General features: G+C 37.1%; 9 protein-coding genes. 7 read left to right on the forward strand and 2 right to left on the reverse strand.

Annotated elements, in window-relative coordinates; all coding sequences use genetic code 11:
* Positions 1 to 156: 156 nt before the first annotated feature.
* From H2677_RS07100 to H2677_RS07110, 3 genes are read left to right on the forward strand one after another with little or no spacing between them, the layout of a single operon-like run.
* Positions 157 to 2,919, forward strand: coding sequence for a type VI secretion system Vgr family protein (locus H2677_RS07100; protein ID WP_212639471.1), 2,763 nt, complete (start codon positions 157 to 159; stop codon positions 2,917 to 2,919).
* A 1-nt stretch (position 2,920) separates the two neighbouring features.
* Complete coding sequence (locus H2677_RS07105) at positions 2,921 to 4,480, forward strand: hypothetical protein (RefSeq protein ID WP_212639472.1); 1,560 nt, start codon at positions 2,921 to 2,923, stop codon at positions 4,478 to 4,480.
* Positions 4,480 to 4,938, forward strand: coding sequence for a hypothetical protein (locus H2677_RS07110; protein WP_212639473.1), 459 nt, complete (start codon positions 4,480 to 4,482; stop codon positions 4,936 to 4,938). The genes H2677_RS07105 and H2677_RS07110 overlap by 1 nt, the downstream gene beginning before the upstream one ends.
* A gap of 169 nt (positions 4,939 to 5,107) precedes the next feature.
* Here the strand turns inward: H2677_RS07110 and H2677_RS07115 are convergent, their stop codons facing one another.
* Positions 5,108 to 6,106: a glycosyl transferase family protein gene (locus H2677_RS07115; protein WP_212639474.1), complete on the reverse strand. Its 999-nt coding sequence runs from the start codon at positions 6,104 to 6,106 to the stop codon at positions 5,108 to 5,110.
* A gap of 243 nt (positions 6,107 to 6,349) precedes the next feature.
* Between H2677_RS07115 and H2677_RS07120 the strand changes: the two genes are divergently transcribed.
* The gene (locus H2677_RS07120) at positions 6,350 to 7,495 is read left to right on the forward strand and encodes an acyl-CoA dehydrogenase family protein (RefSeq protein WP_212639475.1); all 1,146 of its coding nucleotides are present in this window, start codon (positions 6,350 to 6,352) and stop codon (positions 7,493 to 7,495) included.
* Between the two features lie 40 nt (positions 7,496 to 7,535).
* Here the strand turns inward: H2677_RS07120 and H2677_RS07125 are convergent, their stop codons facing one another.
* Positions 7,536 to 8,162 carry a hypothetical protein gene (locus tag H2677_RS07125; RefSeq protein ID WP_212639591.1) on the reverse strand — a complete coding sequence of 209 codons (627 nt, stop codon included), beginning with the start codon at positions 8,160 to 8,162 and terminating at the stop codon, positions 7,536 to 7,538.
* A 304-nt stretch (positions 8,163 to 8,466) separates the two neighbouring features.
* Here H2677_RS07125 and pheA point away from each other — a divergent pair, with 304 nt between their 5' ends.
* The 3 genes from pheA to H2677_RS07140 all read left to right on the forward strand — a co-directional run bounded on the left by pheA (position 8,467) and on the right by H2677_RS07140 (position 12,585).
* Positions 8,467 to 9,576: a prephenate dehydratase gene (gene pheA, locus H2677_RS07130; RefSeq protein WP_004911627.1), complete on the forward strand. Its 1,110-nt coding sequence runs from the start codon at positions 8,467 to 8,469 to the stop codon at positions 9,574 to 9,576.
* A gap of 107 nt (positions 9,577 to 9,683) precedes the next feature.
* Positions 9,684 to 11,933: a bifunctional prephenate dehydrogenase/3-phosphoshikimate 1-carboxyvinyltransferase gene (locus tag H2677_RS07135; RefSeq protein ID WP_004954026.1), complete on the forward strand. Its 2,250-nt coding sequence runs from the start codon at positions 9,684 to 9,686 to the stop codon at positions 11,931 to 11,933.
* Between the two features lie 268 nt (positions 11,934 to 12,201).
* Complete coding sequence (locus H2677_RS07140; RefSeq protein WP_004954029.1) at positions 12,202 to 12,585, forward strand: hypothetical protein; 384 nt, start codon at positions 12,202 to 12,204, stop codon at positions 12,583 to 12,585.
* The last annotated feature ends 116 nt before the right edge of the window (positions 12,586 to 12,701 follow it).

The raw sequence follows: 12,701 nt of genomic DNA on the forward strand, positions 1-12,701 counted from the left end.
TTATCAGAATTTAGTCTGCTAAATTGTGGTTATAGATACCAAAAGACTTATTAGAAACTATATTTCCACAAAGAATAACGATAGCTATACAAATTAGACAAACCGTTCTGTTTTGTTTATGATCGCCGAAATTTGAGTGATTTTTAATAACAAGAGATGTTAGATCATATATTTCGTGTCTTAGAAAGCCTAGGTATAACTTCACAAAAACGTGCCTTACATATTCAATTTTCTAATCAATATTTAAATTCCCAAGTCTTTTTACAACGCATTGATGGTGAACATCGAATCAATGATGGGCTAATCGCTGAGCTACTATGCTTGTCAACTAATGTAATGATTCCATTAAAACAATTTATTGGTTGTCATGTTGCGATTGATCAGGTGACTGATGCAGGAAAATTATTTCGTACTACAGGGATAATTACCCAAGCACTTCAAGGGCAATCTGATGGAAGTCTCACACTCTATAAACTCACCCTAGAAGACCCAACTGCATTGTGGAAAAAACGCCGCAATAGCCGTGTATTTATGAATAAAACTGCGATTGATGTAGTGGAAATCTTATTTAAAGAATGGCAACAAAAAAGTCCTTTGTTTGCATCAACACTAGTGCTTGATCTCAATGGGTTAAATCAAGAATATGATGTCCGTCCGTTTGTTATGCAACACAATGAAACGGATTATGACTTTCTAACTCGGTTGTTACGTAGTGAAGGTATCAATTGGCTTGTTGATGAAGTAGAACTTATTGTTACAAATAACTTGAGCCCAATCCAACCCCAAAAGTTACGATTAATTGATGATAATAGTCATTACCAAGCCTTAGATAGAAGGTCAATTCGTTACCATCGTAGTAGTGCAACAGAACAATACGATAGCATGACCAGCCTTATCGCTGAACGTTCTCTACAACCGACAGCGGTACATATTCAACGCTGGCAAGCCGATGCTCTTGAACAAGAACAAGGTGCAGGTAGTGTTCAAAGTACACATCAACACAGTAATCAATATAATAATGCCAGCCTACAATTAGAAGATGCATGGCATTTCAGTCCTGCATGGATTCAAGATTTGAATGGTGAAGATGGAGCTACAACCTCAGGTAATTCACAAATAGAGAAATTCAACCAAAACTTAGGACAGTACCATAACCTAAAATCTAAATACTTTACGGCAAAGACGACTGTACGCGATACACAAATTGGATACTGGTTTGCATTAGTTGATCACCCTGAAATCGACCAACATATCAGTTCAGACAAAGAATTTCTAATTACAGGTAAAAACTTTTATAACCAAAACAATTTACCCAAAGAACTAAATCAACAAATCGAGCAATTACTTGAACAAAGTCATTGGAAAAGCTCTATTACTAAGATAAATACAGAAGAGCGGCAAGGAAATACACTGTCTTTACAACGACGAAGTATTAAAACTGTGCCCGAATATCATCCACTACAACATCGCCCAGCAGTATCACCACAACGTGCTCAAGTAGTAGGGCCGAGTGGAGATGAAATCCATGTTGATGAATGGGGACGTATAAAAGTTCGTTTTCTATTTACTAGACAAGAAGACCATAATCATGATGGTGGTGCTGGTGCCAATCATAATGACACCGATTCAGCATGGGTAGATGTACTAACCCCTTGGGCTGGTGAAGGTTATGGAGCTCGGTTCTTACCACGTATTGATGAAATCGTAGTTATTGATTTTTTTGATGGCAATATTGATCGCCCTTTTGTAGTGGGAAGAATCCACGAAGCACAACGCTATCCAACAAAATTTGATAATGCAGGTCAGTTACCTGATACCAAGAAATTATCAGGGATTAAATCCAAAGAATATCAAGGTGAAGGATTTAACCAACTACGTTTTGATGATACTACAGGACAGATCAGTGCTCAGTTACAAAGTAGTCACGGCATAAGTCAACTTAACCTAGGTAAGTTGAGTCATCCGAAAAATCAGGCAGAAAGTGAAGAACGTGGTGAAGGTTTTGAATTACGTACTGATCAATGGGGTGCGCTTAGAGCTGGCGAGGGTCTGCTCATCACAACCCATTCTCAAGAACAAGCTGAAGGTGAACACCTTGATGCTCAATCTGCTAAGCAACAATTTGAAGTTAATCAAAGTAATGCAAAAGCTTTAAGTGAAGTCGCAAAGAATCAACAAACCGATGAAATAGAATCAGTTGAACAATTGAAAGCGTTTGCTAGTCAGATTGAAGAAAAAATTGCCAAATTTAATAAAGCTTTATTGCTACTGAGCTCGCCTGCAGGAATTGGTTTGAGTAGCAGTGATGATATTCATTTATCTGCTGATGGACAGATTAATCAGTTTGCGGGTGATAGTATCAATTTGAGTACGCAGAGAAATTTGGTTGCACATGTGAGTGGCAAGGTTAGTTTATTCGCGGCTCAGAATGGAATCAAACAAGTAGCTGCTAAAGGTAAGTTTGACATGCATGCTCAAGGCGATGGTATGGATTTACTTGCTAAGCAAGGTATCAAGATTATCTCTACTGAAGATCGAATTGAGATCACTAGCCCCAATGAGATTGTGATTACGGCGGGCGGTTCACAAATTAAAATTAACAGCTCCGGTATTTTTCCTGTTACTGGAGGCAAGTTTGAAGTTAAGGCAGGGCAACATTTGTTTATGGGGGGGGCAAATGCTCAGGCTGAAATTCCTTTAATACCGACCTTAGGTCAATATAATATCCAATTCGAACTACGTGATAAAGAAACGCAAGACTTAATGCCTTTCACTTCTTACATGTTAATGAACGATCAAGGGCATGTAAGCTATGGAAAAACAGATGCGAATGGTTTGACTCAGGCATTTGTCACCGATAAACAGGAGAATTATTATCTACATGCAATCAATGACAAAATAAAGAAATTGGATAACTAAGATGGCAAAGTATTCTCAACCTAAGTTGGCACAAGCTGTATTAAAGAATTTGCCAAAACATATTGCTTTGTCACGTTTGAAATATGTTATTACAGCAAAAACATCCGAAGCTAAATCTACCTATGTATCTAAACTGACACCTTTTAATAAGTTTATGAAAACCCATAAAATTGAGGTGAACTATGATACTGCGGTTGTTCAAGTTGATATTTTCTTAGATGATAAATGGTATCAGGGGGCAATTCTTCCACATTTAGCACAATCTGAAAGCGGAAAGTTTACCGAGATCAAGTTTAAATACCATCAATCGAAAAGTTCCCCGATAGAAGAAAATAAAATCCAAAAAGTTTATATAAAAGAAGGTATGGAAGTTGGTTGGTTATTGATTCGAGAAGATGAGACTGTCGATGCATTATTAAAACGTATCTATGCATACCATCCTACGGTAAAGGAATTTTCGATTTTTAAAAATAACAATGCCCATTTACCAGAATTATCAACTAATGGACCAATGACTGTGCTTAAACCGTGTCAGGTGGTCATTTTGTCTAATAAAAATGGAAATGATTCTAAGCTGAGTGAATATAAGCAGTTAGCAAGAAGTATCGAAGAAAAATTGAATCTACTGAGAAAGTCCTCAAATTTTGATGCGGCATTTTTTGCTGCAAATTATGAACTTTTGTACGACTATTGGTCACATGCTACTGAAATGGCATTAGCCAATGTAAGTGATCCAAAGAAAGTCATCACAGTTGATGAGTTTAGGAAGGAATATTGTCGAGGTGATGATGATTTACTAGATCAAGTTGAAGAAAGAACGGGACAGATTGTAGATAGCGCTGACCAAAAAAGCGAGCGAGATAGAAAGCTTAAAAAGAATCAGCTTCTAGTTATGAAAGAAACATCACTAGAAAAAGTGATAAAAAGTAATGATGCGATTATGGCTGCTTATCAAAGTGAACAGCTAATGAAATCTAAATATGCAAATCCAAAGCATTTTTCAGATTTTAAGAAAAAACATGCTTCACTTTATAGCCAGTTGGGTACAGCACTCAAGGATATGCATATTGTTGAGCCTCAGACTCAAATCCCTTTAATGAGAAAGTATATGAAAACGGATTCTCTTATTCGCTCTGATGCTGTAAGAGGTGGTTTGAAGCATTACGATAAAATGATTGTAGATTTGGGGAAAATCAGTGTTGGCTTAAGAATGGGTAAACAATTGGTTGTGGGTTTAGGCGCTGCAATATTTTTAAAAAATACAATGGATGCCTACAACACGGGTGATATGGAGCTTACAAAGAAGGTAGCTGTGATAGAAGGTAGTAAGATTGCTGGTGGTATTATCGGAGGAACTGTTGGTAACTTTGGCGGAAAAGTTGTAGCAAGAGGGGTAATTTATATTATTGGTCTTGTGGCTGGGGCAGCTGGATATACAATTTCGTTACCTGTTTCCTTGACTATTACAGCTGTAGTTATTGGTGCAGGTGTGATTGGAGGGGGTAAATATGGTGCAGATTTGGCTGAAGATGAACTCAAAAAAAGGACAGGAGTATGCTAATGGAAAGTCAATTAGTTGATTTTCATGGTAGCATTTTAATTGGCTTACTTGTTATTGGGTTAATGTTACTATTATGTATATATATATATAATCTATTATTTATCAAAAAAAATAGTAAAGAACTTTCTGAAAAAATATATGGTATTGAAGAATATTTAGATGAGGTAGGTATCTCTTTTGAAAAAGTATTACAACTTAATTTTATATTCTCCACGATGTGGTTTTCATATTTTATATCATACAAACGTAATAAAAAGATGCCGTATTTTGCAAAACGTGGAGAAAAGAGTCCAAGCTTATATCCAAATCTGTATCAGGATAATGTTATTTATTTATGTGAAAAATTTAAAAAACAAATTATTATAAATGAGGTTTTATCTTTGTTCACTTTTATTTTTGGAATCGCATTTTTTTTCTATGAGTCTATTGCTGATTTTTTAATATATTTAGGTTTTTAATACTTCTAAAAATAAGTTGGAGATTTTAGCAAATATATGGCTAAAAAATCACAGGAATATGTAAATTGTACTAGCTTAAATTTAGCCTGACAGTCTTAAGCAAATATCGGTAACTGTCAGATCAGGTTTGAGCTAATACATTTCTATTTTATTTTATAATAAGTCTCATTTAACTCAAACGAGATTCCCAAAGTTCTTTCGCTTTAGTCACCGCTTCACCATAACTATTTACAGCATCCATCGTATATAAAGCAATTCCCATTGTTTCAATCACAGCCATTTCACCATATTCATGTGTTTGCTCACCCAGCCACACCGCTTTAAACACTGCTAAATCAAGTTCTTCTTCAATAGGGCTACGATCAGGTGTCAGTTTAGGTAATTCATGCTCATACAACTCACCGTTTTTAATCCCACAAATTAAAGTCTTGGCATCAGGATTACGCTCAAATTCACCACCTTCACCTTTTATCACAGCGCTATTTTTATAGCCTAATCGAAAAGCTGTTTGTTGATGTGATGATCTGTAAGCAGGATGGAAAATTGCCTGTAAAGTTGCCTTTGCATTAAATGGATTAATTAAACGTGCCAGTGTATGAATTGGTGAGCGAAGACCCATTACATTTCTGAGTGATATTAGATCACTCAAAATCGGTGATATTGTTTCAAGTGGTAAGTAAGCAAAATGATGTTGTTCAAGTTGCTGTTTTACCTCTTGTTGATTATGGCAAATTGGGTAGCCTAAATATTCTAATACTTGTTCAGTATAAACACGGTTAATTGTGTGACCTGATGCTCCATGCATTACAATTTTATAACCATGATGAGCTAATGTTAAAGCTGCAAGAATAAACCATGGATAATGCTTACGTTTTCCAGCATATGAAGACCAATCTAGATCAACATCTAAAGATTCAAAGTTGAGTTGATCTCGTGTTGCTTGAACAAAACCTGCAAGTTCATCAACAGATTCCTCTTTGACACGCAAAAGCATTAAAAATGCGCCAAGTTGAACATCTAGCACTTCATCTTTCAAAATCATGCTAAACGCTTGATATGCTTCTTCATAGCTTAAAGAGCGCGATCCTGTTTTACCTTTACCTAAAATACGAACATATTGAGCAAACGGATGTTCTGCGGTTTTATAAATATTTCGTTTGGTATTCATGATAATTCTGATGTGATCGATAACTAGAAAATAATATGACATAAAGTTGGCTGTGTTGAGTAATAAACGCTGAGATAAATTCGGTTTAATTTGTTTTGGCGAAATATTAAACATTACAAGCGAAATTATTGACCGAATCAGTCTAGCGAATTGATGCAAACGGACCATGACATCAACTTGAAAAATCATTAGCATGACTGCGAAACAAACTTTTAAGAACAAAGAAAGCGAAAGGAAATAGCGATGTTAGCTTACGATGCAGATTTAGAACTCTTCCGTGATAATTTCAAACGTTTTATGAGTGAGCGTGTTGCTCCACATTACGATCAATGGGAACGTGAAGGCATTATGCCGCGCTCAGTTTGGAATTTACTGGGTGAAAATGGTTTTTTATGTGTAGATGTACCTGAAGAGTACGGTGGCTATGGTGTGCCAACACATTATTCATTGATGTTGGTTGAAGAGTCTGCTCGTGCGGGATATTGTGCTTTATCGACAGCAATTTCATGTCACTCTGAAATCGCTGCTCCTTATATTCAACATATTGGTACAGAAGAGCAAAAACAATATTGGTTACCAAAAATGGTATCAGGCGAGGCGGTTGGTGCAATTGGTATGACCGAGCCAGGTGCGGGTTCTGATTTACAGGCTATGCGTACTAGTGCAATCCTACAAGGTGACCACTACATTTTGAATGGATCAAAAACATTTATTTCAAATGGTCAACACGCGGATGTTGTTGTTCTTGCGGTAAAAACTGATCCACAAGCACGTGCTAAGGGTGTATCGTTACTACTGGTCGATACTCATCTCGAAGGTTTCAAGAAAGGCACTAACCTCGATAAAATTGGCTTGCACTCGCAAGATACATCTGAATTGTTCTTTGATAATGTAAAAGTACCTAAAGATCAATTGCTTGGTAATGCTGGTTCTGGTTTTGCTTATTTGATGCAAGAATTGCCTCGTGAACGTACAGCAATTGCATCTACAGCTTTAGGTGCAATTCGTGGTGCAATTGATTTAGCTACTGCTTATGTAAAAGAGCGTCAAGCATTTGGTCAGGCAATTTCGCAGTTCCAAAATACGCGTTTTGTATTGGCTCAAGCGAAGATTGATGAGTTGGCAACAGCAGCTTTCTACAATCAGAACGTAGAGCTTTATATGGAAGGTAAGTTAGATGTTGAAACAGCTGCTGCACTGAAGAGTTTCAGTACAGATATGCAAATGAAGGTATCTGATAACTTACTTCAGTTATTTGGTGGTTATGGTTATATGACTGAATATCCAATCTCACGTTTCTTTGTTGATGCTCGTATTCAACGTATTTATGGTGGTACCAACGAGATTATGAAAGAAATCGTAGCTCGTGGATTGATTGGTAAATCATAAGCCGACTTTGATATCCTAAGCCTGCTTTTAGCAGGCTTTTTTATTGTTCTTCTGTTGAATATTGAATCACTGGATAAGTTTTCTGTTTAGGGAGCTTTTGTAAAGCACGATTGATATCAAGCAGAAATTTATCTGCTTCATCTTGGTTTGGCCAATGATTATTATATTGACTTCTTTTTTGAATATTCACACTACATCCTGTAACTTCCATATTCTCTGGATTAAATGACCAATCATTTGGATTTTTCAAAGTAACGTCCAATGCACTATCACAACTTTTCCAGAGCTTTACGAATGAATTTTCTGTTTGAGGTTTCAGCTCTTTAACAGGATAAATAGAATAGCCTTTCATTTCTGAATTAAAAAAATTGATAAATAGATAAGAGGGCATTCCTCCCCAATTGATCGCAGTATTTGGTGGAAGTTCAATGCTTGTTAAATCTTTTTCATTTAATGGATGTTGCTGTTGGTCTTTTTGAAATGAATTTTTTGATTTGTATTTGAGTTTGGTTGCGTTAGGAACAGTTATTCCTCTGATTTGAGTTGTTGTCGTTGTAACATAATAGGGTGAAGAATCTTTATTACATCCTGTTGGATTATAGCAGCCTATGCATCCTGCTAGACTTGTGGCGATTAAGCTAATCAGTAAAAGTGTTTTTATATTCATTATCATCATGGATGGCATCAATTTTTATTTATTACAGATTTTATTAAACTTGATTGAATTTTGTCTGTTGTGATTGAATAAAGCGGAATCTGATGCTTGATGAATAATTTTAAAAACAAAGGTCGGGATTGTAATGATTTGCGAAAAACCATTTATAAAAATACGCAAGGGCTTTGACCTAAGCAAAAAGAGTTAAATCTTCGCGTGTTTAAAGCGTTAAAGTCTTGTTATACTAGCTTCGCATAACAGTTCATAGATGAATTGTAACCCATTTATATAGATGATTTTGCTGAGGCTGCATTCAATGGTAAACGATGGACAAAACACATCGACGTCACTTAATTTAGAACAAATTCGTAATGATATAGATAGTGTTGATCAACAAATCCAAGAATTACTTAACCGTCGAGCTACGCTGGCTGAAGCTGTAGCAAAAGCGAAATTTGCAGCTGAAGAAAACCCATTATTTTATCGTCCTGAACGTGAGGCTCAAGTTCTCCGCAAGGTGATGGAACGTAATCAAGGTCCATTGTCTGATGCGACGATGGCACGTTTATTTCGTGAAATCATGTCCGCTTGTTTAGCACTTGAAGCACCTCAAAGCATTGCATTTCTGGGTCCTGAAGGTACATATACGCATTCAGCTGTGCTAAAACATTTTGGTAAAGATGCAGTTGTGCGCCCATTGCCAACGATTGATGAAGTGTTCCGTGAAGTTGAAGCTGGTGGTGCGCATTATGGTGTTGTTCCAGTTGAGAATTCATCAGAAGGTATCGTAAACCACACTTTAGATTGCTTTAAATCATCTACTTTAAATGTGATTGGTGAAGTAGAACTTCGCATTCATCATCAATTTCTCGTATCTGAAAATACTCGTAAAGACAGCATCAAACAGATTTATGCACATCAACAAACCCTTGCTCAATGTCGCAAATGGTTAGATGCGCATTATCCAGGTGTAGAGCGTGTAGCGCTTAATTCAAATGCGGAAGCTGCTCGCCGTATTCGTAATGAGTGGCATTCTGCCGCTATTGCTTCAGATATTGCTGCAAGTATGTATAACTTAGAGATATTACATAGCAACATTGAAGATAACCCTGAAAATACGACACGTTTCCTTGTGATTGGTCGCGAGAAAATTCCACAAAGTGGTAATGATAAAACGTCTTTACTAATCTCTGCACATGATCGTGCGGGTGCTTTATTGGAAATCCTTGCGCCATTTGCCAAACATAAAATTAGTTTGACTAGTATTGAAACTCGTCCAGCGCTTCCTGAGAAATGGGCTTATGTTTTCTTCATTGATTTGGAAGGGCATATTGATCAAGAAAATGTAGCTGCAGCATTAGATGAAATTCGACCTAATGTAAAAGAATTGCGAGTATTGGGTTCATATCCTATCGCTGTTTTATAGTTCAATTTATTTTAAATCCGTTCCAGTCTCCCTTTTTAAAGGGAGATACTTTCCGATCTTTTTTTAAAGAGAGGTTAGAGAGATTTTCAGATAGGCAAAAATGTTTTATGTCTCAACCATTATTTAAGAAAGTTGCATTTATTGGGCTTGGGCTGATAGGGTCGAGTCTTGCTCGTGTGATTGTGGCAGAACAGCTTGCTGGTCAAATTGTTGCGTCAACACGCTCAAAAAAAACATTAGAAGATGCCAAAACACTAGGGCTTATTCAATACGGTTATGCAACACCTGAAGAAGCTGTTCAAGATGCAGATTTAATTGTTTTAGCCTTACCTGTCAGAGCGACGCAAAAAGTACTTGAACAGATCAAACCTTACCTAACTGAAAATGTCATTATCACAGATGTTGGTAGTACTAAAGGTAATGTGGTTGAAGCTGCTAAAGCGGTCTTTGGTGAAAATTTACCTATAGGTTTTGTACCAGGACATCCAATTGCAGGTGCAGAACATACAGGTGTGCATGCGGGTAAAGTTGATTTATTTGCCAATCATAAAGTGATTTTGACGCCACTACCGACTAGTGCAGATTGGGCTGTTGAGAAGTTGATTCAACTATGGTCTGCTGCAAAAGCAGAAGTTATATGCATGGATGTGAAGAAGCATGATGAAGTGCTTGCACATACAAGCCACTTACCACATTTGATGGCATTTAATTTGGTTGAGCAGCTTGCAAACCGTGAAGATAATTTAGACATTTTTCGCTATGCTGCAGGTGGTTTTCGTGATTTCTCACGTATCGCAGCAAGCGATCCTCAGATGTGGCATGACATTTTCTTTGCCAATAAAACTGCAATCTTGAATGCTGTAGAGGGTTTTGAACAGCAGTTATCAGTTTTGAAGAAACTGATTGAACAAGAAGATTCACAAGCATTGATGGGTTTGCTTGGCCATGCGCAAGCTGCACGCCAGCACTTTAATCATATGTTAGCCAAAAAACCTTTGATGGAGAAAAACAAGGTGACACAGCAATTTACCATTTTGCCCGGAAAGAAAACATTTACAGGTAAATTCACCGTACCAGGTGATAAGTCTGTGTCACATCGCTCTATCATGTTTGGTGCGATTGCAGAAGGCACAACTCATGTAACAGGTTTCTTGGAAGGCGAAGATGCTTTAGCAACTCTCCAAGCTTTTCGTGATATGGGAGTGAGCATCGAAGGTCCAAAGAATGGTGAAGTGACGATTCATGGTGTTGGAATGCAAGGTCTAAAAGCCCCTGCTGGTGCTTTATACATGGGTAATTCAGGCACAAGTATGCGCTTGTTGTCTGGAATGCTTTCTGCTCAAAAATTTGATTCTGTTATGACTGGTGATGCATCGCTGTCTAAGCGTCCAATGGAACGTATTGCAAAACCATTGCGTTTGATGGGAGCACAAATTCAAACCACAGGTGAGAAAGGTACACCACCAGTTAGCATTACGGGTAGCCAAGTTTTAAAGGGTATTGATTACGACTTACCAATGGCTTCTGCTCAAGTTAAATCAGGTATTTTACTAGCAGGTCTATGGGCTGAAGGTGAAACTTCGGTAACAGAACCAGAGCCAACGCGTGATCACACAGAACGTATGTTGCGTGCTTTTGGTTATGATGTGAAAACCGAGGGTAATAGAATCTCACTTGTGGGTGGTGGTAAGTTAGTTGGTACTGATATTCAAGTTCCTTCTGATATTTCATCGGCTGCATTCTTCATGGTGGGTGCCGCAATCACAGAAGGTGCTGATGTAGTTCTTGAAGCTGTTGGAATCAATCCAACACGCACTGGTGTGATCGAAATTCTTAAACAAATGGGCGCTGATTTGACGGTAGAAAATGAGCGTATTGCAGGTGGTGAACCTATCGCAGATATTCATATCAAAGGTTCTCGTACACTCAAAGGTATTCACATGCCTGAAGATCAAGTACCTTTAGCAATTGATGAGTTCCCAGCATTATTCATTGCTGCAGCATGTGCGGAAGGTCAAACAGTATTAACTGGCGCTGCTGAATTACGTGTCAAAGAATCTGATCGTATCCAAGTGATGGCAGATGGTTTGAAAATCATGGGCATCGATTGTACGCCAACAGAAGACGGTATCATTATTGAAGGTAAGGGAAAATCAGGTGATTGGTCTGCAATCTTTAATGGTGGTGAGATTGAATCACACCATGACCATCGCATAGCAATGAGTTTTAGTATTGCTGGTTTAAGAACTGCTGGTGCGATTACAATTCATGGTACAGAGACAGTTGCGACTAGTTTCCCAACTTTTACTGAACTAGCAAATGCTGCTGGTTTGGATTTACAAGTTGTGAACCAATAATTTGTAGGATAGCAGCATTTAATTCAATAAATGCTGCTATCTCAAGCTGATTTATAACAATAAAGTTTCAAATCTCTCATCTCGATTGAAAAATAATTAAGTTTTGCTTTGTACATATCTAATCGGGTCGAAATTCCTAAAATTTGAATAAGAAGTAAGACAATCGGCTAATCAATTAAAGACAATTGTATATATAATAATTCATACCGCTGCAGTAGGCTTTACTCTGCGATCCAGAGTTAAAAAACATAAAAATAGAGGGAATACCATGAGAACGTTGCAATTCATAGCAGATTGCCCAAAACATGGATTGATCGATCATCCACCGAATGAATGTTACATTACTCAAGAGTATGTAGCAGCGTTATTGTATAAGCAATTAGAACAATATGGTTTTGATGCTCAACACATTCGACATGAACATCAAAAAATTGAAGTTCGTATAGATAACCATCATTTGCCACTCTCTATTTTATGTTCTCAGCAAGATGCGGAAGGACATATCTTGTGTCAAATTTCAGCCAATCCACAGCAAGAACAAGCATGGTTTGAACGTATAGAGACACAAAGCATCATTCGTCAATTAGCTCAAGCTGTTGAAAATAGTTTAAAAGCTGAACATAGTTTTTCTGATTTTGTTTGGAAATCTTAATTACATATTTTTTAGCTCTATATATCTAAAGTGGATAACAAATCTGTTGATCCACTTTTTTTATTAATATTAATTAGAAATATTTATTTTTATATTGACATTATTTAATAAAAATT

This window comes from Acinetobacter junii, assembly GCF_018336855.1.
Taxonomy (GTDB): Bacteria; Pseudomonadota; Gammaproteobacteria; order Pseudomonadales; family Moraxellaceae; genus Acinetobacter; species Acinetobacter junii.

Bases quoted from the DNA above. Each gene is read 5' to 3' on its own strand.
- H2677_RS07100 (WP_212639471.1), top strand. From the start codon at position 157: ATGTTAGATCATATATTTCGTGTCTTAGAAAGCCTAGGTATAACTTCA.
- H2677_RS07105 (WP_212639472.1), top strand. From the start codon at position 2,921: ATGGCAAAGTATTCTCAACCTAAGTTGGCACAAGCTGTATTAAAGAAT.
- H2677_RS07110 (WP_212639473.1), top strand. From the start codon at position 4,480: ATGGAAAGTCAATTAGTTGATTTTCATGGTAGCATTTTAATTGGCTTA.
- H2677_RS07115 (WP_212639474.1), bottom strand. From the start codon at position 6,106: ATGAATACCAAACGAAATATTTATAAAACCGCAGAACATCCGTTTGCT.
- H2677_RS07120 (WP_212639475.1), top strand. From the start codon at position 6,350: ATGTTAGCTTACGATGCAGATTTAGAACTCTTCCGTGATAATTTCAAA.
- H2677_RS07125 (WP_212639591.1), bottom strand. From the start codon at position 8,162: ATGAATATAAAAACACTTTTACTGATTAGCTTAATCGCCACAAGTCTA.
- pheA (WP_004911627.1), top strand. From the start codon at position 8,467: ATGGTAAACGATGGACAAAACACATCGACGTCACTTAATTTAGAACAA.
- H2677_RS07135 (WP_004954026.1), top strand. From the start codon at position 9,684: ATGTCTCAACCATTATTTAAGAAAGTTGCATTTATTGGGCTTGGGCTG.
- H2677_RS07140 (WP_004954029.1), top strand. From the start codon at position 12,202: ATGAGAACGTTGCAATTCATAGCAGATTGCCCAAAACATGGATTGATC.